This is a genomic window from Williamsia sp. z34 (genome assembly GCF_059553395.1).
The window spans coordinates 592383-614375 of the sequence record NZ_JCANWW010000001.1; the positions used below are offsets into that span (position 1 = coordinate 592383).

The window sequence follows — 21993 nt, forward strand, 5'->3', positions numbered from 1 at the left end:
CTCTCGGCGGCGGCGTCGGCGTGGTGTTCGAGAGTTCGAATTGAGAGGTAGCGCGTGTCGGATTCGTTTGTCCATCTGCACAACCACACTGAGTACTCGATGCTCGACGGGGCGGCCAAGGTCAAACCGATGATGACCGAGGCCACCCGGTTGGAGATGCCCGCGATCGGCATGACCGACCACGGAAACATGTTCGGCGGCAGTGAGTTCTACAACGTCGCCACCGACATGGGTATCAAGCCGATCATCGGTATCGAGGCGTACATCGCCCCGGAGTCGCGACACAACACCAAACGCGTCCTGTGGGGTAGCCGGGACCAGAAGGGCGACGACGTCTCGGGTAGCGGCGCCTACACCCACATGACGATGGTGGCCGAGAACGCCACCGGTCTGCGCAACCTGTTCAAGCTCTCGTCGAGGGCGTCGATCGAGGGACAACTCGGCAAGTGGTCCCGCATGGATGCCGAGATCATCGCCGAGCACGCCGAGGGCATCATCGCGACCACCGGCTGTCCGTCCGGTGAGGTCCAGACCCGACTGCGGCTCGGCCATGAGAAGGAGGCGCTCGAGGCCGCCGCCAAGTGGCAGGACATCTTCGGCAAAGAGAACTTCTTCCTGGAGCTGATGGAGCACGGCCTCGAGATCGAGGGCCGCGTCCGCGACGGACTGCTCGAGGTCGGTCGCAAACTGGGCATCCCGCCATTGGTCACCAACGACTGCCACTACGTCACCAAAGACCACGCCTCCAGCCACGAGGCGCTGCTGTGCGTACAGACCGGCAAGACGCTGTCCGATCCGACGCGGTTCAAGTTCGACGGCGACGGCTACTACCTCAAATCGGCCGCCGAGATGCGCGAGCTGTGGGATCAAGAGGTCCCCGGTGGCTGCGACAACACACTGCTCATCGCCGAGCGGGTACAGAGCTACGGCGAGGTCTTCGAGCACCGTGACCGGATGCCGATCTTCCCGGTGCCCGAAGGCCATACGCAGCCCAGCTTCTTGCGCCAAGAGGTCGAGCACGGTCTGCGGACTCGCCGGTTCCCGGGCCGTGAGGTCCCGCAGGAATACCTCGACCGGGCGAGCTATGAACTCGACGTCATCATCCAGATGGGTTTCCCGGCATACTTTCTCGTGGTCGGTGACCTCATCCGGCACGCCAACGAGGTCGGTATCCGCGTGGGTCCCGGTCGTGGTTCGGCGGCCGGTTCGCTGGTCGCGTGGGCTCTGGGCATCACCAACATCGATCCCATTCCGTACGGTCTGCTGTTCGAGCGATTCCTCAACCCGGAGCGCGTGTCGATGCCTGATATCGACATCGACTTCGACGATCGCCGCCGTGGTGACATGGTGCGGTATGCGACCGAACGGTGGGGCAGCGACAAGGTCGCCCAGGTCATCACCTTCGGAACCATCAAGACCAAGGCCGCGATCAAGGACTCGGCCCGCGTCCAGTTCGGCCAGCCCGGGTATGCGATCGCCGACCGCATCACCAAGGCGCTTCCGCCGCCGATCATGGCCAAGGACATCACGATCGCCGGTATCACCGATACCGGCCATGAGCGGTACAAAGAGGCCAGCGAGGTCCGCACGCTCATCGAGACGGACCCGGATGTCAAGAAGATCTACGACACCGCCCTGGGTCTCGAGGGCCTGATCCGTAACGCCGGCGTCCACGCCTGTGCGGTGATCATGTCGTCCGAGCCGCTGACCGAGGCGATCCCGGTGTGGAAGCGCGCGCAGGACGGCGCCATCATCACCGGCTGGGACTACCCGTCGTGTGAGGCGATCGGCCTGTTGAAGATGGACTTTTTGGGGTTGCGCAACCTCACGGTCATCGGCGACACGATCGACAACATCAAGCTCAACCGCGGCTTCGACCTCGACCTCGACTCGTTGCCGCTGGACGACCCGGAAACCTACGAACTGGTGGCGCGCGGCGACACGCTCGGCGTCTTCCAGCTCGACGGTGGACCCATGCGAGAGCTCCTCAAACGTATGCAGCCCACCGGGTTCGGCGACATCGTCGCCGTGCTGGCGCTGTACCGGCCCGGTCCGATGGGCATGAACGCCCACAACGATTACGCCGACCGCAAGAACAACAAGCAGCCGGTCAGCCCGATCCACCCGGAACTCGAAGAGCCGCTCAAGGAGATCCTGGGCGACACCTACGGCCTGATCGTCTACCAAGAGCAGATCATGCAGATCGCGCAGAAGGTCGCCGGATACTCGCTCGGACAGGCCGACCTGTTGCGCCGGGCCATGGGTAAGAAGAAGCTGTCCGTGCTCGAGGAGGCCTACGCGGGTTTCCGGCAGGGCATGCTGGACAACGGATTCTCCGAGGCCGCCATCAAGGCGCTGTGGGACACCATCCTGCCGTTCGCCGGATACGCGTTCAACAAGTCGCACGCGGCCGGCTACGGCCTGGTCTCGTTCTGGACCGCGTACCTCAAGGCCCATTACCCGGCCGAGTACATGGCCGGGCTGCTCACCTCGGTGGCCGACGACAAGGACAAGGCCGCCATCTATCTGGCCGACTGCCGACGCCTCGGGATCACGGTGTTGCCGCCGGATGTGAACGAGTCGCAGCAGAACTTCTCCGCTGTTGGTGAGGACATCCGGTTCGGCATGGCCGCGGTGCGCAACGTCGGCAGCGGCGTCGTCGCGTCGATCATCGAAGCGCGCGAAGAGAAGTCGAAGTTCACCAGCTTCTCGGACTACCTGGCGAAGATCAGCGTGACGGCCTGCAACAAGAAGGTCACCGAATCACTGATCAAGGCCGGGGCCTTCGATTCGCTCGGCCATCCGCGCAAGGGCTTGTTCCTGGTCCACGCCGACGCGGTCGATGCGGTTCTGGGAACCAAGAAGGCCGAGGCGATCGGACAGTTCGACCTGTTCGGCGATGCCGGTGGCGACGGCGGTGGTGGCGTCACCGACGATGCGTTCGCCGTGAAGGTCCCGGACGAGGAGTGGGATACCAAGCACAAACTCGCGCTGGAGCGAGAGATGTTGGGGCTCTACGTCTCCGGGCATCCGCTCAACGGCGTCGAGCACGTCATCTCGGCCCAGACGGACACCTCGATCAGCTCGCTGCTCGAAGGCAATGCGAAAGACGGTGCCCAGATCGTGATCGGCGGCATCATCTCGGCCGTCACCCGACGGGTCAACAAGAAGGGCGAGTCGTACGCCGTTGTCCAGATCGAGGACATGGTCGGTGGTGTCGAGGTCTACTTCTTCCCGCGGGCCTATCAGGCATTCGGCATGGACATCGCCGCCGATGCCGTGGTGTTGGTGAAGGCGCGCGTCAACCTGCGCGACGACAGCATGATGATCTCCGCGAATGACCTTGCCGTTCCTGATCTTTCGCATGTCGGAGTCGCCAAGCCGGTGTCGCTGATCATGCCGACGAGACTGTGCACCGCCGACCGGGTCAGTGCGCTCAAGCAGGTGCTGGTCCGTCATCCCGGAACGTCCGACGTCCACGTCCGGTTGACCAGCGGTTCCAAGGAGACCACTCTGAAACTTGACGATCAGCTGCGCGTCAACCCGACGTCGGCGCTGATGGGTGACCTCAAGGCGTTGCTCGGACCGTCCTGTTTGAGCGTGTAGATCCGCTGCCGGGTCGAGGAATGCCGGCCCGGCGGGGGAGATTGACCGAAGTTGTGCACGCGGTTCGTGCACATGAACACATATGGAGGATCGATGCCACTGCAGGGTGAATACGAGCCGAGTCCCACCGACTGGGCACGCAAGCAGGCCGAAGAGATCGTCGAGTCCGGCGGTACCAAGGGCACCGAGCTCAACGGTATGCCGGTCGTGGTGCTGACCACGGTGGGCAACAAGTCCGGCAAGCTCCGCAAATCGCCGCTGATGCGGGTGGAGCACGATGGCAAGTACGCGGTGGTCGCCTCGCTGGGCGGCGCACCGAAGAACCCGGTCTGGTACTACAACGTCGTTGCGCACCCGCAGGTCGAACTCCAGGACGGCCCCAAGGTGATGGACATGGTCGCCCGTGAGGTGTTCGGGGACGAGAAGGCGATCTGGTGGGAACGCGCCGTCGAGGCCTACCCGCCCTACGCCGACTACCAGAAGAAGACCGATCGCCAGATCCCGGTGTTCGTCCTCGAACCCGCGCAGTAAACCGGGCGGGTGTGGCGGCGGAAGCCTCGTTTCGGAGAAGTGAGACCATAGCTGGCGTGACTAGTGGATCTCCGACCGACAACATCATCGCCACACCGCTCGATGCCGCCGCGATCGACGCGGCGGCCGAGCGCATCCGTGACGTGGTTGTCGCCTCTCCGCTGCAGCTGTCCGAGCGTTTGTCCGCGCGCACCGGCGCAACGGTGTACCTCAAGCGGGAAGACCTGCAGTCGGTGCGCTCGTACAAGATTCGTGGCGCCTACAACGTCATGGCACAGCTCACGGGCGCCGAGCGGGACGCCGGAGTGGTCGCCGCCAGCGCGGGCAATCACGCCCAGGGTGTGGCCTACGCGGCCCGCAGCATGGGGATTCGGGCCCGGATCTACATACCGACCAATACACCCAAGCAAAAATGTGACCGGATTCGTTGGCACGGTGGCGAATTCGTTGAACTCATTGCCGTCGGAGACACTTACGACGCGGCGGCGGCCGCGGCGCTGACCGATGTCGCGGCCACCGGAGCCACCTGGATCCACGCGTTCGACGATCCGCGGACCGCGGCCGGACAGGGCACCATCGCCAAGGAGATCGTCGCCCAACTCGGCGTGATGCCCGATCTGGTGGTCGTGCCGGTCGGCGGCGGCGGCGCACTGGCCGGCATCACGACGTACCTGCGCGCACACAGCGACGAGGTCCGCATCGTCGGCGTCGAACCGACCGGGGCGATCTCACTGTCCGCGGCACTGGTCGACGGTGGTCCGGTCACCCTGAACAAGATCGATCCGTTTGTCGATGGCGCCGCCGTCCGGCGGATCGGCACCATCGGACATCAGGTCATGGTCGCCGCCGGTGCGACGGTCGCCTCGCATCCGGATCTGCCGCCGGCGAGCACGGTGCATCATGACATCGACAAGCTGCCCCTCGGCGGCTCACACATCACCCACGTCGACGAGGGTGCGATCTGCTCGGCGATGCTGGAGCTCTACCAGAACGAGGGCATCATCGCCGAACCCGCCGGCGCGTTGTCGGTGACCGCACTCGACGATCTGCCGATCGAACCGGGCTGGACCGTGGTCTGCCTTCTCTCCGGTGGCAACAACGACGTCTCGCGCTACGGCGAGGTCATCGAACGGTCCCTGGTTCATCGTGGCCTCAAGCATTACTTCCTGGTCGACTTCCCGCAGGAGCCCGGCGCCCTGCGGCGATTCCTCGACGAGGTCCTCGGTCCGGACGACGACATCACGCTGTTCGAGTACGTCAAACGCAACAACCGGGAGACCGGTGCCGCGTTGGTCGGTATCGAACTCGGATCGCCGGACGGTCTGGGCCCGCTGCTCGGCCGCATCGACAACTCCCGTCTGACGTGTGAGCGTCTCGAACCCGGATCACCGGCCTACCGCTACCTCACCTGACCCGAACCCACCACCCCAAACGAGCCGGTTGTACGAGGACGAGCCACAAATATGTGGCTCGTCCTCGTATAACCGGCTCGTTTGTGATGAGGGGGCCCCGGGGATCAGGCCCGGCGCAGAACGACGGCGTTGTGGCCGGCCATCGTGCCGTCCGCGGGCGGTTCCCACGCCAGCAACACGGTGCCGGTGAACGGCAGGGGGACGGGCTGCTCGGTGAGGGTGACGATCGTGGTGATGGCGCCACGATGCATCGCGAACCAGGTGCCGGCGGCGGCCCAGTCGGTGGTCACCGAGTCGAAGGTGTCCGCCGACAGGTCGGGTTCGCCACTGCGCAGCGCGATCAGGGAGCGATAGAAGCCGAGCACCCGGGCGTGCTCGCCGACGCCGAGCTCATCCCAGCGCAACTTTGAACGCTCAAAGGTCTGCGGGTCCTGCGGATCGGGAACCTCCTCGGCATCCCAGCCGTGTTCGGCGAACTCGGACTTGCGGCCGTTCGCGGTCGCCTCACCGAGTTCTGGCTCCGGATGCGAGGTGAAGAACTGGAATGGTGTGCTCGCCGCCCACTCCTCGCCCATGAACAGCATCGGGGTGAATGCGGAGGTGAGCACCAGCGCCGCCTTCACCGCGAGTTGTCCGGCGCTCAGATACTCGCCGGGCCGGTCGCCGATCGCGCGATTGCCGATCTGGTCGTGGTTGCAGGTGTAGACCACCAGCGAGGTGGCCTTGATCCGCGCGGGATCGATCGGCCGGCCGTGCCTGCGGCGCCGGAAGGACGAGTACGTCCCGGCATGGAAGAAGCCTTCCCGCAATACCTTCGACAGGCATTCGAGACTGCCGAAGTCGGCGTAATAGCCCTGACGTTCACCCGAGACGGCGGTGTGGATCGCGTGATGGACGTCGTCGCACCACTGCGCGGCCAGACCGTACCCGCCGAACTCGCGCGGGGTGATCAATCGGGGATCGTTGAGGTCGCTCTCGGCGATCAGCGACAGCGGCCTGCCCACCCGGGCCGAGAGTTCGTCGGTGCGGATCTGGAGTTCCTCGAGCAGGTGCAGGGCGGTCCGGTCGACGAGGGCATGGACCGCGTCGAGCCGTAGACCGTCGACATGGAACACCTCCATCCATCGCAATGCGGAGCCGAGGATGAACTCCCGGACCTCGTCGGAGTCGGCCTCGTCCAGGTTCACCGCCTGACCCCAGCTGTTCGCGCCGGACGTCATGTACGGGCCGAAGTTCGGCAGGTAATTGCCCGACGGGCCCAGGTGGTTGTAGACGGCGTCGATGATGACGCCGAGTCCGCGCCGATGGGCCGCATCCACGAACCGGACCAACGCGTCCGGGCCGCCGTAGGGTTCGTGAACCGCGTACCAGCCGACGCCGTCGTAACCCCAGTTGTGGGTGCCGTTGACGGCATTGACCGGCATCAGTTCGACGAACTCGACTCCCAGTGAGATCAGGTGATCGAGTCTGTCGATCGCCGCGTCCAGGGTTCCGGCGGGCGTGAATGTTCCGATGTGCAGTTCGTAGATGACCGCGCCGGCAACCGGCTTGCCCTCCCACCCGGAGTCGGTCCAGACCTGTTCGGCGACCTCGTGAACCTGACTGAGTCCGTGGACACCGTCCGGTTGTCGCGGCGAACGTGGATCGGGGAGCGGCTCGGTCGAGTCGTCGATCAGGTATCCGTAGCGGGCTCCGGGGGCCGCGCTGACGGGCGATTCCCACCAATCACCGGGGCGCGGCAGCATCTCGTGCGTCGTGCCGTCGACGATCACACGCATCTTCTGGGCGACAGGGGCCCACACAGGAAGAAATGTCACTCCTGAACCGTATGTCCTCTAGCCCGGGAGCGTCGCCTGTCCAGGCGCCCCAAATCGCTCCGGACCGCGGGCTAAGTTAACGAGTAATCGCACCGGGTATCGATTTTGACCGGGCGGTGGGCTGGTGTGACTTCGCACGCTGCCGGTGTTCAGGGGAATTCGGCGGAGTCCCGTATTGCATGAGTTGCTGTTTGAAACGGGCTTTTCCACCAGGCCGAGCGTGTTCGCTGGGCGGTTCGATATCCATGTGGCACTATGAGCGAACTCACACAATCCGGTTACGTGTGGCGGGGGCCGCAGACGAAGCCGAGGCGTAGCTCAACCATTCCGACGAAGGCAGGGTGTGACCACACAATCCGTGACGGCAGGCATCGGGGGAGCTGCCGCGGCGCGCAGGAGGACGGCACCGCTCACGCGGTGGTTCCGCGAGCACATCGTTGCCTCCTTCGAGACCTTCGGCCGGCAGATGACGCTCTTTCTCGAGGTCTTCAAGGTCCTCTTCGTCGACATCATCAAGCGTCGGTTCCCGTTCGGTGAGTTCATCCGCCAATGCGCGTTCATGGCAAACACTTCGGTGGTCCCCACCCTGCTGGTGGCCATCCCGGTCGGCGTGATCGTCTCCATTCAGGTCGGCAACATCGCCAACCAGATCGGCGCGACCTCGTTCTCGGGCGCGGCCACCGGCCTCGGGGTGATCCGGCAGGGCGCGCCGCTGGTGACCTCACTGCTGCTCGCCGGTGCCGTCGGTTCGGCCATCGCGGCCGATCTGGGTTCGCGGACCATTCGCGACGAGATCGACGCGATGAGGGTGATGGGCGTCAATCCGACCCAGCGACTCATCTCGCCGCGACTGCTCGCGACGATGGTCGTCAGCTTCCTGCTCTGTGGCTTCGTCTGTTTCATCGGGTTCGTCACCGGTTACGTGTTCAACGTCTACGCCCAAGGTGGGACGCCGGGTAGCTACACCGGCACATTCGCGTCGTTCGCCAGTCCCGCCGACCTCGCCTTCGCCATTCTCAAGGCGGTGATCTTCGGTGCCATCGTCGCGGTGGTCGCATGCGATCGCGGTCTCAACACCAAAGGTGGACCGTCCGGCGTCGCCAACTCGGTCAACGCCGCCGTCGTCAATTCGGTGATCCTGCTGTTCACCGTCAACGTGATCCTGACCCAGATCTTCGCCGTGCTCGTCCCGACGAGGGTGGTCTGAGATGGTTGCGTCCAAATACACGCCCCCGGCGCTGAAGCCGCTCGAGTGGGGCAAGAAGGCCTATTCGGGACCCCGCGACGTCCTGGTTCTGATCGGTCACCAGGTCACGTTCCTGGTGCGGTCGGTCGGTGCCGTCCCGATCGCGTTCAAGCACTACAGCAAAGAGATCTGGCGCCTGCTCTCCGACGTCACCTGGGGCAACGGCGCCATCGTGGTCGGCGGCGGAACGATCGGCGTGATCATCCTGCTGGGCATCATGGGCGGTGCCACGGTCGGCATCGAGGGCTACACCGCGCTGAATCTGCTCGGGATGTCCCCGGTGACCGGTGCCGTGTCGGCGTTCGCGACGACCCGCGAGCTGGGTCCGCTGCTCGCGGCCGTGGCGTTCACCGCGCAGTCGGGTTGTCGGTTCACCGCGCAACTGGGCTCGATGCGGATCAGTGAGGAGATCGACGCGCTCGAATCGATCGCGATCCGCCCGATGCCGTACCTCGTCACCACCCGGATGATCGCGGCCGTGATCTGCATCATCCCGCTCTACTCGGTCTCACTGGCCGCGAATTACATTGCCTGCCAGGTGATGTTCCAGTTGCAGAGTGGGCAGGGCAGCGGTGTCTACCTGTCGTACTTCTACCAGTTCATCCTCTCTCGCGACATGGTCTACTCGGTCATCAAGGTGGTCATCTTCGTCATGCTCACCACGTTCATCCAGTGCTACTACGGCTTCTTCGCCTCGGGTGGTCCCGAGGGTGTCGGGGTCGCCGCCGGACACGCGATCAGACTGTCGATCATCGTGCTGGTCTTCGCGAATCTCTTGCTGACCCTGGTCTTCTGGGGTCTGTCGCCCGGCATCCGGATCTCGGGGTGAAGTCATGTTCGTAGACACAACCGGGCGCAACCCGTCGGCCACCCAGTACCTGCTGCGTGGCCTCGCATTCGTGATCGTCGTGATCCTGATCCTGGCGGTGCTCGCGCTGCGGTATCAGGGCGCTTTCGACGAGAAGGTGGAGGTCACCGCCGGCCTCGAGGACATCGGGGACGGTCTGGTCACCCAGGCCGACGTGCGGTACAACGGGCTCATCGTCGGTGCGGTGACCGCGGTCGAGGTCACCGACACCAGTCTGTCGGACGTGAAGATCAACATCGTCCCCGAACAGGCGTCGGGCATTCCGGCGAACGTGACCGCCCGGACGGTCCCGAGCAACCTCTTCGGTGTGAACTCGGTCGAACTGATCCCGCCTGCCGACCCGAAGGGGCACCTGTCGAGCGGGAGCAAGATCACCGCCGACGAGTCCAAGGAGACCATCGCCCTGCAGTCGGTGCAGAACGAACTCCGCGAGTTGTTCACGGCCGTACCGCCGGAGGAGATCGGCCGCGTCCTGGCGACCATTGCCGAGGCACTGCGTGGTGGCGGCAACGTGTTCAGCGCATTCGTCGGCACACTCAACCAATACTGGAAACAGATCAACGCGCAGTTCCCTGATGGTGCGCCCCCGGGTTTCGACAACTTCAACGAGTCGATGCGGGGGATCGCGGAATCCACACCCGAACTCCTCGACGCGATGGGGCGTGCGGTGGTGCCGTCGCTGACGATCATCGAGCGCCGGCGTGAACTGGTGAGCACCCTGACCTCGGCACAGGGCATGATCGACGGCCTGCAGACGCTGTTCGCGGCCAACGGTGACGGCGGTATCCGGATCGTCAACGACCTCAACACCCTGACCGGTGCCATCGCAGTGGATGCCGACGCATTACCGCAGAGCCTGGCCGCGCTCAACGTACTCGCCGGCAAGGTCCTGACCGTGTTCACCGGCACCAATGGCAAGCCCATGCTCAACATCGGTGTCAGCTTCAGCCCGTTCCAGATGTACAAGCACCAGAACTGCCCGGTCTACAACGGCGGGGAATACGGGATGACCCGGGGGCCGGGCTGTACCGGACCCGGTACCGGTACCGGACCGACCAATTCGGGTCCGCTGGCGATCACCCCCGCCGGCTCCAGCACCCCGACGACACCCGGCGACACGACCCCCGCCTCCTCGCCGGGCGTGGTCACCACCGCGACCGACAACAAGACCCTGGAGGCCGCGCTGGAACGGAAGCCGTCCGCGGCCGAGACGTTGATGCTGGGGCCGCTGGTGCAGTCCGTCCGAGTTCAGGGAGGTGGGAGATGAGTTATCGCAAGCCGTTGATCGGGTTCTGTCTCTTCGCCGTCCTGGCCCTGGTGCTGACCTGGACCATCTGGTCGACACTGGAACGTTCGGTGTCGGGTGAGACGAACACGTACACCGCCCACTTCAACGACGTGGCAGGTCTGCACGAAGGTGACGACGTCCGAATGGCCGGTGTCCGGGTGGGCCGGGTCGCGTCGATCGAGCTCGACCGCAACCGCGCCGAGGTGGAGTTCGAGGTCCAGAACAACCAGTCGGTCTTCACCAACACCCGCGCGTCGATCAAGTATCAGAACCTCATCGGGCAGCGGTACCTCGGTTTGGAGCTGGTCGAGGATTCCGAACAGCAGCGGATGAAGCCGGGCTCGACGTTGTCGGAACCGTCGCAGGACTCGTTCGATGTATCCGCGTTGCTGGCCGGATTCCAGCCGGTGTTCGACACCCTGGAACCGGAGCAGGTCAACCAGCTCTCGGAGAGCCTGGTCCAGACCTTCCAGGGCAACGAGGTCTCGCTGAGCTACACGATTGCCCAGATCGGTGAGGTCGCCTCCGATTTCGCCAACCGCGACCAGGTGATCGCCGCCGTCATCACCAACCTCAGTGCGGTGATGGGTGACCTGAGCAAGCAGGGCGAACAGATGCAGGAGCTCGTGAGCAACCTGGCCGGTCTGATCGAGGGTCTCAATGCCAACTCGCCCGCGCTGGGCGCCGCCGTCGACAGCATCGGCAGCGCGACCGATCGTCTCGGTGGGCTGATCGGTCAGATCCGGCCCGACGTCGCGTCGATCGGCAGCGGTCTGCAGAGCACCACCAGCGAGCTGATCGGCATCGGCGCCAAGCTCGACCAGTTGGCCATCGACCTGCCGCTGTTCCTGGCGCATTTCCCGATGGTCATGGGGCAGGGCACATACCTGAACATCTATGCCTGCGATCTGGACGTGTCCATCGGCGGGGTGTTGTTCCCGCCGGGACTGATCAGTCAGATCGGCGGCAGCGAGCACTCGGTGGTGTGCCGATGAGCGTGTTCAATCGGGACCGGCTCCGAACGAGCTGGCGCAACAGCCGATTCATCTGGCTGGGTGTCCTGGGTGCGGTGGCGTTGCTGGTCGTCGTCGGGGCGACGTTTGTGTTGTCCGACTCGGGAATCGGTAAACGTGAGTACACGGCCGACTTCTCCCAGGCCGGCGGTATCCGGCCCGGTGACAAGGTCCGGGTGGCCGGCATCGATGTGGGTGAGGTGTCGTCGACCGAACTCGCCGGTGACCACGTCGAGATCGCCATGGAGGTCGAGAGAGACGTCGAGGTGATGGTGGACGGCTCGGCGGAGATCAAGCTCTCCACGCTGCTGGGACAGCGATTCATCGACCTGAAGGTCGGGGATTCGACCGAGGAGCTGAGCGGGTCGCGGATCCCCAACACCCAGGTGCCCTACGACCTGCAGAAGACCATCGAGCGCGGCACGCCGGTGCTCGCCGGTATCAACGCGGGCGAACTGGCCGACAGCGTCGACGCACTGAACAAGCAGTTGGCCGACGCACCCGGGGTCACCACGCAGACGCTGGATGCACTGACGCAGATGTCGCAGGTGATCACCGACCGCACCGACCAGATCAACCTGCTGATCCAGGACACCGAGACGGTCACCGACGTGATCAGCAGTAGCCAGTACCAGCTCTCGGTGATCGTCGGGCAGGGTCAACTGCTGGCCCAGAAGATCGCGACCAGGCAAGAAATGGTGGCACGCATGCTCGACGGCGTTGCCGAACTGTCGAACGAGATGGAGGCGCTGGCGGCGGAGAACAACAACGAGTTCGCGCCGCTGGTGATGAACCTGAACACCATCTCCGAGGGCATGGAGAAGAACCGGGACAACCTGCGGCATCTGCTCGAGGTGTTGCCGCTGACCGTGCGCGTCATCGCCAACACCACCGGTTCCGGTCCGTACGCGATGGGATATCTCCCGTGGGGTCTGTTCCCCGACAACTGGCTCTGCGCAGCAAATGTGGTGGCCGGATGCTGAATCGAATGGATTCCGCCGCCTCGGGGGCACACCTGCGCCGCACGATTGTCCTGATCGCGGTTTTGCTGACCACGGCGTTGGTGGGCTCTGGTTGCTCACTGATCCCGGAGCGGCTCAAACACGCCGCCGGGCAGTCGATCAAACTGACCGCCTACTTCGACAGCGTTGCCGGCCTATATGTCGACAACGACGTCTCGGTGCTCGGCATGCCGGTGGGCCGGGTCCTGGCGATCACCCCGCAGGGGGAACGCGTCAAGGTCGAGTTCACCGTCGACGACGACATCCCGATTCCCGTCGATGCCACCGCGGCGATCATCAACACCTCGTTGGTGACCACCCGGCACGTCGAGTTGTCGCCGCCGTATGTCGAGGGGCCCAGGCTCGAAGAGGGCGACACGCTGGCAGACGCGAAGTCGCCGGTCGAGATCGGCGCCCTGTTCGATACCGTCGACAATCTGGTGGAGGAGTTCCGATCCGACCCGGACGGCAACGGGCCACTCGGCGACATGCTGACCATCTCGGCCGGCATCTTCGGCGGCAACGGTGAGCGCATGAAAACCGCGATCGACGAGCTGGGCAAGTTCGCCCAGGTCGGTGTCGACAACGGTGACGCCCTGGTCGAGGTCATCAAGAACATGTCGGAGCTGACCACCGCACTGGTGGAGAACTACCCGAAGATGACCGCGTTCTCGGACTCGCTCACGGACGTGTCGCAGCTGCTGGGCGATCAGTCGGTCGGACTCCAGGCGACGCTCGACGCACTGAACCAGACCCTGAACAACACCGCGGTGTTCCTCGAGGCGAACACCAACACACTCGGTGGCGCGATGGGTCGGCTGGCCGGGTTGATCAGCAACCTGAGTGACTATTCGCGCCAGTTGGTCGACACCATCGATGTCGCGCCGTTGGCGTTCGAGAACCTGGCGAACTCGGTGTCGACGGAACAACGGGCCTGGCGTGCGCAGGTCCTGGTCGACAAGTCGCTGCTCGACAACGAGCTCCTCGGGACGTTCTGTGAGGCGATCAACCTGGACGCAGACGGTTGCCGGACCGGTAAGTTGACCGGCTTCGGACCGGACCTCGGTGTGTTCTCGGCGCTGGTGGAGTTGAACAAATGAGCACAGTGAAGTGGGCCGGAAAGAAGTTGCGCGCGAGTGTGATCGGGGCCGTGGCGGCAACGATGTTGCTCTCGGGATGTGGCGCGATTCCCAGCCTGACGATCGACCAGTTGCCGATGCCCGCACCCGGCGGTGTCGGTGACGGCTACGAGATCAACGGGTCGTTCGGCAACGCGCTCAACCTGCCGTCACGGGCCAAGGTGAAGCTGAACGGCAACGACGTCGGCCTGGTGGAGACGATCACCGCCAACAATTACCGGGCAGATGTCACGATGCGCGTCCGCAAGGACATCGAGTTGCCGGTCGGTACCGGAGCCCAACTCCGCCAGGCCACCCCGCTCGGCGACGTCTTCGTGGCGTTGCTGCCGCCGGAGCAGGCCACGTCGGCGGCGTTGATGGCGCCGGGCGACACCCTCACCGGCGAGATGACCGAGGCCGCCACCGTCGAGGACCTGCTGGTGACCGCGACCGCGTTCGTCGACGGTGGCGCCATCAAGAATCTGACCGAGATCATCAACGAACTGTCCGACGCGATCGGCGGCAAGTCGGAGGACCTGACCGGGGTGATCTCGGGATTGACCACCGGTGTGAGCCGTCTGGCCATGAACACCGAGGAGATCGACGCCTCGCTCGCGTCGTTGAACGCGGTGGCCACCGACCTGGCCGACGGCCGGACCGAGTTGCTGGCGTCGATCGACACGGTGGGCCCGGCACTGGATGTGGTCAACGGTCAGATCCCGTCGATCGTGACGACGATGAACAAGACCAAGGCCGTCACCGATGCGCTCAACGACTTCCTCGACAGCCAGAGTGCGAACACCGTCGAGTTGGCCAACAACCTCGCCGTGGATGTCGAGGCGTTCGGCCGCGCCGCCGGTGAGCTCGGTCCGCTGGCCGACAGGCTCCGGGTGCTGACCCCCAAATGGGTCGACGCCACACCCGGCAGCGCTGCCACCGTGTCCGCGAGGGTCTGGTACCTGTCGCCGGGATTCGGATTCGATTCCCGCAGCAGACTTCCCGAGATGGAGGACCTCACCAATGGTGTCAACAGTCTGGAACAGACGCTGACCAGGGTGCTGGCCCGCCTGACCGGTACGCGCGGATGTTGTGGGTGAGGGGCGAGCGATGACAGCCTGGTTGTACAAACACAAGATCTTGCTCTCCAACCTTGCCTTGGTGCTCGTGATGTTCGTCGGCATCGGTTACCTGAGCCTGGGCGTGCTGCGCTGGCGGCCACTCGACGACACCTACGAACTGACCGTCGAGTTCGCCAATTCCGGTGGCGTGCAGAGCACGTCCGATGTGACGTTGCGCGGGGCGCGTGTCGGTGCGGTCGATCAGATCCGGGCCACCCCGACCTCGGTCGAGGTGACGGTCGTGATCGACTCCGAGTACAAGATCAGCAAGGACTCGCATGTCGCCGCACTCGGTCTGTCCGCCGTCGGTGAGCAATACGTCGACTTCCAGCCGAGTACCGCCGACGGACCGTACTTTTCGAATGGTGACAAGATCTCGACCACACAGACGTCGTCGACCGTCGCGTTCCCGAAATTGCTCGAATCGTCACTGGACGTGGTCCGACAGATCGATGCGGAGAAACTGAGTGTCACCATCGACGAACTCGACATCGCACTCGACAGCGATGGGAAGAACCAACTGCGAGCGTTGTTCAACAGCGGCGGCGTGATCTTCGCCGACCTCTATCGGGTACTACCGGAAACGGTGACGCTGATCCAGAACACCGGAACGATCCTGGAGACGACGGCCGACATCCAGCCCGACCTGGGAACGCTGACAACCGGTATCGGTGATCTGATCGACGCCCTGGTCGCCTCGGACCAGGAGTTGCGTACCTTCCTCGGGCGGGCACCGGCGCAGCTGACCACCCTGAGCGGTTCCCTCAACCAGTTGACCGATCCGTTGTCGGGTGTACTGACGCAGTTCCTCGACATCGCGGAGCAGGGTGCGTTGCGTGCGCCGGCGCTGGTCAATCTGTTCCCGGCGATCCGCGACGGTGCGATCACCTCGCAGGCGATGTTCCACGACGGTGCCTGGTGGGCCTACGGGTCGATCTATCCACGACCGTACTGCGAGTACCCGGTGTTGCCGGAACCGCCGACCGAGATCCTCGAGGCCACGGTGCCGGTCAACCTGTACTGCGTGACCGAGGATGAGACACAACAGATCCGCGGGGCGTCCAACGCTCCACGGCCGCCCGGCGATGACACCGCCGGACCGCCCCCGAATTTCGATCCGAACGCGCGTACCGTCCCGTTGGGCTGAGCTACCGGAGCATTACGCGCCACCGTCCGACAATTGTTATGAGGTAGAAACGCCGTATGGCCGAGAACAGCAGACCCGAAACCGAAGGCGAGCCCACGGAGGGTGTCTCGATGGGCAAGAAGCCCACGGGGAAGCCGCGACGCAAAGCCGCAGGTCCGGAGGTCGACGCGCCGACAGTCGAAACCGCTGTACCGGGACCGGTCGCCGCTGAATCGAATACCAAGAGCGGCAAGCAGATCACCATCAGCCTTGCGGTCGTCGGAAAGGTTCTCGCCGGTGCGGTCGTTGTCGCACTGTTGGGTGCCGTGATCTTCTTCGGCGTCAACTGGAAGTCGGACAAGGCCGAGCTCGACGCAGCGGCGGACGCGAAGAAGGCGTCCGACTACTTCGTCACCCAACTGCTCGATTCGATGAACACCACCACCGCCGGTGAGTACGTCAACCGGATGTCGCCGTTGACCACCGGCGCGTTCCGCGACAACCTGCTCAACGAGCGGGAGAAGACCCAGACCGACATCGCCTCCATGCAACTCAAGATCACCCCCGAGATCTGGTCGTCGGGTGTGGTGTCGAACACGACCGACACGGCAACCACACTGGTGGTCGCCGAGATCACCGGCACCAGCAGCGTGGCGACCACCCCGGTCACCAACCTCGGTATGTTCCAGCTGACGATGGAGAAGCACGACGGTAAATGGCTGGTGTCCCAGATGGATCCGGGTCCGTCGAGCACCGGCATCGGTTCAGCCGACACCGGTACCGGCGCGGATCCCAACGTCACCGCACCCGCTCCGACCCCCGAGCCCGCTCCGGCGCCCGCCGGTTGATCCGTCGACCGTGCCCTAAACACCGTCGAGCGTGCCCTAAACACCGTCGAGCGTGCCAAAACTGCATGCGTGCGTGCATCTTTGGCACGCTCGACGGTCCGTTCGGCACGCTCGGCGGCGGGGGTTCGGGCTAGTCGTGGATGCGTTCGAGGATGCCGACGTCGGTTCCGAATCGTGAGAGGTGCACGGTTCCGGACATGTCGCTGCCGGTCAGGAGTTCTCGCCAGGTGCCCGGTGGCAGGTCGAGTGTGGTCTGCTCCCACCGCTCTTCGTCGAGCCGTGCGGTCCAGCGGCAGCCGGTCATGATCACCGAGATGTCCCCGTCGGGTGCGCTGCGACCGAACGCGATGACGTGTTCGGCCGCAGGACCATGCGCAGTCAGCGGGTGATGGTCGCCGTTCCCGAATACCTCGGGACGTCTGCGGCGCAGGTGTGCCGCGGTGCGCACGATCGCCACCTTGGGGTGATCGACCGACTGCGTGTAGTCGATCTGTCGCCGGTTGTCGGGATCGACCAGTGAATCGTCGAACCACTCGGTGCCCTGGTAGACGTCGGGGACTCCCGGCGTCAGCATGGCGAGCGCCTTTTGCAACAAGGCGTCGGATTCGACGTGTGATCGGACCTCGGCCAGCAGGTCGGTCAGATCCCTGGCGCAGGGGCCGTCGAATACGTTGTCGATCCACGCATGCACTGCCGACTCGAAGGCGTCATCGACCTCGGTCCACGTGGTGCCGACCCCGCCCTCGCGGATGGCCTTTGTCGCGTAGTCGTGGAAGCGGCGGCGCAGATCGTCCGTGATCACACCGTCGATCGGCCAGATGCCGAAGAGGTTCTGCCGCAGGAACAATCCGGTGACACCGTCCGGCGCCGGATTGCGTGCCTGCGACCGATCCACCAATTCCGTCCAGCGCGCGGGGACCTGGGACAGGACGCCGATACGCGCGCGGACGTCCTCGCTGCGTTTGGTGTCGTGGGTCGAGAGCGTGGTCAGGGCTCGGGGCCAGGCGCCGGCCCGTTCGACGTTGACGCGGTGAAAATCGTCGATCGAGTCGCTGAAGGTCCCCGGATCACCACCTACCTCCTGCAAACTCACCAGCCGGGCGGTTCGGTAGAAGAGGCAATCCTCGACACTCTTGGCGGTGACGGCACCGCAGAGCTGCGCCAGACGCGCCCTGGCCTCGGTGTCCCATTCGACGGCTGCGGCGATGAGGTCGAATGCCGGACCCAACGCGGGTAGTCGCTTCTTTTCCTCTGCCACCACCCGTTCCAGGGTTCCGGCGAGAACCGGGTAGTCGCTGCGGTACACCCCCAGGGAGGCGATGACCGCACCGATCGCCGACTCGATGTCCGCGGCGGCCGGTGCAGGTCCGTCGGCCACCGGATCGTCGGCCGCGTACGCCTCGAGGGTGCGCCGGAGTCGGGCGCGTTCGGCGGGGAAGGTGTCCGCCATGATCGACAACTTCAGATGCCGCTCGGTGGCCTCGATCCACCGGTGATCGCCGCGGTCGCCGGCGTAGCGCTGGTGGAGATCACCCAGTGGCTCTTCACCATTCGGGTCGACGAGTACGGCTCCGACGGTACGCAAGGTCTCGTATCCGGTGGTGCCGTCGACCGGAAGCGTCGGGTCGAGTGGTTCGCCTTTCGAGAGGATCTTCTCGACCAGCAGGATGCGGTCCGGCCCGAGGTCGTCGCGGAGGTTGCGCAGATAACCCTGCGGGTCTGCCAGGCCGTCCGGATGATCGACCCGGATCCCGTCGACCAGGTCCTCACTGATCAGCTGCCGGACCAGGGTATGGGTGGCCGCATACACAGCCGGGTCTTCCTGTCGCAATCCGGCGAGCCCGTTCACGGAGAAGAAACGGCGATACCCGATGACGCCGATGTTCCATGGCACCAACCGATATGACTGCTTCTCGTGCACCGCGCCGGCCGATTCAGGTGCCGGTGGGTCGTATGTCCCGGGAGCCAGGGGAAAGCGGTGCTCGTAGAACGCGAGTTCCGGCTCCGGACCAGAGGCGTCGATCTCCAGTGCGTCGAGGTCGTCGGGTGAACCGAGAACGGGCAGAGCAATTTTGCCGTCTGCACCGTTGTCCGGCGACCAGTCGATATCGAAGTACGTGGCGTACTCGGAGTCCGGGCCCAGCCGTAGGACGTCCCACCACCACGGGTTCTGGCGAGGGTCCTCGACGCCGGTGTGGTTGGGCACGATGTCGACGATCAACCCGATACCGCGTTCGGCGGCGGCGTGGCGCAACGTCCGAAGGCCGTCGATGCCGCCGAGTGTGGGGGAGACCTCCGGCGGCGGCACCCAGTCGTAGCCGTGCTCCGAACCCTCCTCGGCGGTCTGTACCGGCGAGAGGTAGAGATGGCTGATCCCCAGTGCCGCATAGTGATCGAGATGTTCGACGGCGTCGGCGAACGTGAAGCCACTGTTCAGCTGGAGGCGATAGGTGACGGTGGGTGGCAGGATCATCAGTGCACCTTGCGCAGGACCAGCAACGACCTTCCGGTGACCAGGACCGGGCTTCCGGCCTTGGCGATGACGGCGCTGTCACCGAGAGGATGTGCGGTGTCGAGGACGCCCTCCCACTCGTTGGCGTAGAAGGTCGTGGGGAGTTGGAACGCGATCGGCTCGTAGTGCGCGTTGAAGCACATCAGGAAGTCCTCGTCCTGCACCACGCGACCCCGGATGTCCTTTTCTGCGATGGCTGATCCGTTCAGGAACACCGCGAGCGACTTCCCGAAACCACTGTCCCAATCCTCTTCGGTCATCTCGTCGCCTGACGGTGTGAGCCAGGCGATGTCACGAGGTTCGTCGCCGGAGCGGATGGGACGTCCGGCGAAGAAACGCCGACGGCGGAACACCGGATGTTCTTTGCGGAGTTCGATGACCCTTGCCGTGAAATCGAGGAGCTCCGAATTGGTCTCTGCCAGCGCCCAATCCATCCAGGCGAGAGGGTTGTCCTGGCAGTAGACGTTGTTGTTGCCCTGTTGCGTCCGGCCGATCTCGTCGCCGTGGGCGATCATCGGGGTGCCCTGACTGAGCATCAGGGTGGCCAGGATGTTGCGCTGCTGTCGGCCCCTGAGGGTTTCGATGACCGGATCATCGGTCGGACCCTCGACGCCACAATTCCAGGACCGGTTGTGGCTTTCTCCGTCCCGGTTGTCCTCGCCGTTTGCCTCGTTGTGTTTCTCGTTGTATGACACCAGGTCTCGCAACGTGAATCCGTCGTGCGCGGTGACGAAGTTGATGCTGGCGCTCGGCCGGCGGCCGGTGGCCTCGTAGAGATCAGAGGATCCGGTGAGCCGGGAGGCGAACTCTCCCAGGGTCGCCGGCTCGCCACGCCAGTAGTCGCGGACGGTGTCGCGGTACTTGCCGTTCCATTCGGTCCACAGGGCGGGGAAGTTGCCGACCTGGTAGCCGCCTTCGCCGATATCCCACGGCTCGGCGATGAGTTTGACCTGACTGACCACCGGATCCTGTTGCACGAGATCAAAAAACGCCGACAACCTGTCCACGTCGTGCAGTTCTCGGGCCAGGGTGGAGGCGAGGTCGAAACGGAAACCGTCGACGTGCATCTCGAGGACCCAGTACCGCAGGGAGTCCATGATGAGCTGCAGGGTGTGCGGATGCCGGGCGTTGAGACTGTTGCCTGTCCCGGTGTAATCCATGTAGGCCCACGGTTCGTCGTCGACGATCCGGTAGTACGCGGCATTGTCGATGCCGCGGAAGGCGATGGTCGGGCCCATGTGATTGCCCTCGGCGGTGTGGTTGTAGACCACGTCGAGGATGACCTCGATACCCGCGTCGTGGAACGCCCGGACCATGGCCTTGAACTCGGGCACGGCGGCACCGGCCCGACGGTTCGACGCGTAGTCGGCATGTGGCGCCAGAAACCCGAAACTGTTGTAGCCCCAGTAGTTGCGCAAACCCTGATCGAGCAGCGTCTGATCCTGCAGGAACTGGTGTACCGGCATCAGTTCGATGGCCGTGACACCGAGCTTGGTCAGGTGGTCGATGATCGCCGGATGCGCCAGCCCCGCATACGTCCCGCGGAGTTGTTCCGGGACCTCCGGGTGCGTGGCGGTCATGCCCTTGACATGGGCCTCGTAGATGACGGTCTCGTAGTACGGCCGGTTGGGCGCGCGGTCGTTCTGCCAGTCGAAGAACGGATTGATCACGACCGAGGTCATGGTGTGGCCCAATGAATCCAGCCGTGGAGGATCTCCGAACAGTGGGTCGGGCTCCCCCGATTGCGGTTCCGGCTCGGGCGCGGTGTCCTCGGCTTCGGTGGCCGTGTCTGCCTCCGCGTCGCCATCGGCGAAGTCCTCGATGTCGGTCGAGGGCGCGGCCGCGGTGTCGGTGGCCGTACCTGCCTGGGTGTCGGCGGGATGGGTCTCGGCGTCGGATCCGTCGACCGCTGTGCCGTTTTCGTCCACCGCTGATTCCCCGGACGAGGATTCGAGGGCGGGGGGATCGAGTGAGATCGGATACGAGTACAGCGACGCGTCGCCGTCGAACTCTCCGTGAAACGACTTTCCATAGGGGTCGACCAGCAGCTTCGACGGGTCACATCGCAAGCCCTGACGGGGATCGTAGGGTCCGTGGACGCGGTAGCCGTAGCGCTGCCCGGGGGAGATCGTCGGCAGGTACGCGTGCCAGACGTAGCCGTCGACCTCCTCGAGTTCGATGCGTGTCTCCGTGCCGTCTTTGCTGATCAGGCACAACTCGACCTTGGTCGCGACCTCGGAGAACAGCGAGAAGTTGGTTCCGGTGCCGTCGAACGTGGCGCCGAGGGGGTAGGCCGTTCCCGGCCACACCATGAGGTCTTCGACCTCTTCGGTCAGGGCGGCACCGTTCTGGACCGGTGTTGCGGTGGGGGTGTCCGATTCTGGCGTACTCACCTCGGCGGCGACTTCTTCACCGGCGTCCTGCGTGAGCGCACCACCATCCGGCGTCGTCATCTGCACTCTCGTTTACTCATGCCCACGACCCTACTG

General features: G+C 64.6%; 15 protein-coding genes. 12 read left to right on the forward strand and 3 right to left on the reverse strand.

The features are described from left to right. Positions 1 to 54: 54 nt before the first annotated feature. The 3 genes from dnaE (at position 55) to ilvA (ending at position 5549) form a co-directional block, all read left to right on the forward strand. Complete coding sequence (gene dnaE, locus AC51GT_RS02835; protein ID WP_496323858.1) at positions 55 to 3606, forward strand: DNA polymerase III subunit alpha; 3552 nt, start codon at positions 55 to 57, stop codon at positions 3604 to 3606. A gap of 93 nt (positions 3607 to 3699) precedes the next feature. After that, positions 3700 to 4137 carry a nitroreductase family deazaflavin-dependent oxidoreductase gene (locus tag AC51GT_RS02840; protein WP_496324114.1) on the forward strand — a complete coding sequence of 146 codons (438 nt, stop codon included), beginning with the start codon at positions 3700 to 3702 and terminating at the stop codon, positions 4135 to 4137. 56 nt (positions 4138 to 4193) lie between these two features. After that, positions 4194 to 5549 (forward strand): threonine ammonia-lyase IlvA, encoded by a 1356-nt coding sequence (gene ilvA / locus AC51GT_RS02845; protein ID WP_496327780.1) that lies wholly within the window; start codon positions 4194 to 4196, stop codon positions 5547 to 5549. Between the two features lie 104 nt (positions 5550 to 5653). On the opposite strand, the gene treZ is transcribed toward ilvA, so the two are convergent. Then, positions 5654 to 7366, reverse strand: coding sequence for a malto-oligosyltrehalose trehalohydrolase (treZ, locus tag AC51GT_RS02850; protein WP_496327781.1), 1713 nt, complete (start codon positions 7364 to 7366; stop codon positions 5654 to 5656). A 466-nt stretch (positions 7367 to 7832) separates the two neighbouring features. Here treZ and AC51GT_RS02855 point away from each other — a divergent pair, with 466 nt between their 5' ends. Genes AC51GT_RS02855 through AC51GT_RS02895 form a run of 9 tightly spaced genes read left to right on the forward strand, consistent with a single transcriptional unit; the run spans position 7833 to position 16992 of the window. Beyond that, the gene (locus AC51GT_RS02855; protein WP_496324115.1) at positions 7833 to 8573 is read left to right on the forward strand and encodes an MlaE family ABC transporter permease; all 741 of its coding nucleotides are present in this window, start codon (positions 7833 to 7835) and stop codon (positions 8571 to 8573) included. A 1-nt stretch (position 8574) separates the two neighbouring features. Further along, entirely contained in the window at positions 8575 to 9441 is an 867-nt protein-coding gene (locus AC51GT_RS02860; RefSeq protein WP_496327782.1) for an ABC transporter permease, read from the forward strand. 4 nt (positions 9442 to 9445) lie between these two features. Continuing rightward, positions 9446 to 10747, forward strand: a complete 1302-nt coding sequence (locus AC51GT_RS02865) for an MlaD family protein (protein WP_496327783.1) — start codon at positions 9446 to 9448, stop codon at positions 10745 to 10747. Then, on the forward strand, positions 10744 to 11763 hold the full coding sequence (locus tag AC51GT_RS02870; protein ID WP_496327784.1) for an MCE family protein: 1020 nt from the start codon (positions 10744 to 10746) through the stop codon (positions 11761 to 11763). Before AC51GT_RS02865 ends, AC51GT_RS02870 begins: the two co-directional genes overlap by 4 nt. Then, positions 11760 to 12764, forward strand: a complete 1005-nt coding sequence (locus AC51GT_RS02875; protein WP_496323864.1) for an MCE family protein — start codon at positions 11760 to 11762, stop codon at positions 12762 to 12764. The genes AC51GT_RS02870 and AC51GT_RS02875 overlap by 4 nt, the downstream gene beginning before the upstream one ends. Further along, a complete protein-coding gene (locus tag AC51GT_RS02880) occupies positions 12758 to 13882 on the forward strand; it encodes an MCE family protein (protein WP_496327785.1) in 1125 nt (374 codons plus the stop codon). The genes AC51GT_RS02875 and AC51GT_RS02880 overlap by 7 nt, the downstream gene beginning before the upstream one ends. Further along, positions 13879 to 14997 (forward strand): MlaD family protein, encoded by a 1119-nt coding sequence (locus AC51GT_RS02885; protein WP_496327786.1) that lies wholly within the window; start codon positions 13879 to 13881, stop codon positions 14995 to 14997. Before AC51GT_RS02880 ends, AC51GT_RS02885 begins: the two co-directional genes overlap by 4 nt. Before the next feature lie 10 nt (positions 14998 to 15007). Further along, positions 15008 to 16165: an MlaD family protein gene (locus tag AC51GT_RS02890; RefSeq protein WP_496323867.1), complete on the forward strand. Its 1158-nt coding sequence runs from the start codon at positions 15008 to 15010 to the stop codon at positions 16163 to 16165. Between the two features lie 56 nt (positions 16166 to 16221). Beyond that, on the forward strand, positions 16222 to 16992 hold the full coding sequence (locus AC51GT_RS02895; RefSeq protein WP_496327787.1) for a hypothetical protein: 771 nt from the start codon (positions 16222 to 16224) through the stop codon (positions 16990 to 16992). Between the two features lie 130 nt (positions 16993 to 17122). On the opposite strand, the gene treY is transcribed toward AC51GT_RS02895, so the two are convergent. Together treY and glgX are read right to left on the reverse strand one after the other, a co-directional pair. Continuing rightward, positions 17123 to 19465 carry a malto-oligosyltrehalose synthase gene (gene treY, locus AC51GT_RS02900; RefSeq protein ID WP_496327788.1) on the reverse strand — a complete coding sequence of 781 codons (2343 nt, stop codon included), beginning with the start codon at positions 19463 to 19465 and terminating at the stop codon, positions 17123 to 17125. Next, positions 19465 to 21957, reverse strand: a complete 2493-nt coding sequence (glgX, locus tag AC51GT_RS02905; protein WP_496327789.1) for a glycogen debranching protein GlgX — start codon at positions 21955 to 21957, stop codon at positions 19465 to 19467. Before glgX ends, treY begins: the two co-directional genes overlap by 1 nt. Positions 21958 to 21993: the final 36 nt, after the last annotated feature.

Excerpts from the sequence above, each read along its gene's own strand:
- AC51GT_RS02840 (WP_496324114.1), top strand. The coding sequence starts at position 3,700 with ATGCCACTGCAGGGTGAATACGAGCCGAGTCCCACCGACTGGGCACGC.
- AC51GT_RS02855 (WP_496324115.1), top strand. The coding sequence starts at position 7,833 with ATGACGCTCTTTCTCGAGGTCTTCAAGGTCCTCTTCGTCGACATCATC.
- AC51GT_RS02860 (WP_496327782.1), top strand. The coding sequence starts at position 8,575 with ATGGTTGCGTCCAAATACACGCCCCCGGCGCTGAAGCCGCTCGAGTGG.
- AC51GT_RS02865 (WP_496327783.1), top strand. The coding sequence starts at position 9,446 with ATGTTCGTAGACACAACCGGGCGCAACCCGTCGGCCACCCAGTACCTG.
- AC51GT_RS02870 (WP_496327784.1), top strand. The coding sequence starts at position 10,744 with ATGAGTTATCGCAAGCCGTTGATCGGGTTCTGTCTCTTCGCCGTCCTG.
- AC51GT_RS02875 (WP_496323864.1), top strand. The coding sequence starts at position 11,760 with ATGAGCGTGTTCAATCGGGACCGGCTCCGAACGAGCTGGCGCAACAGC.
- AC51GT_RS02880 (WP_496327785.1), top strand. The coding sequence starts at position 12,758 with ATGCTGAATCGAATGGATTCCGCCGCCTCGGGGGCACACCTGCGCCGC.
- AC51GT_RS02885 (WP_496327786.1), top strand. The coding sequence starts at position 13,879 with ATGAGCACAGTGAAGTGGGCCGGAAAGAAGTTGCGCGCGAGTGTGATC.
- AC51GT_RS02890 (WP_496323867.1), top strand. The coding sequence starts at position 15,008 with ATGACAGCCTGGTTGTACAAACACAAGATCTTGCTCTCCAACCTTGCC.
- AC51GT_RS02895 (WP_496327787.1), top strand. The coding sequence starts at position 16,222 with ATGGCCGAGAACAGCAGACCCGAAACCGAAGGCGAGCCCACGGAGGGT.
- treY (WP_496327788.1), bottom strand. The coding sequence starts at position 19,465 with ATGATCCTGCCACCCACCGTCACCTATCGCCTCCAGCTGAACAGTGGC.
- glgX (WP_496327789.1), bottom strand. The coding sequence starts at position 21,957 with ATGACGACGCCGGATGGTGGTGCGCTCACGCAGGACGCCGGTGAAGAA.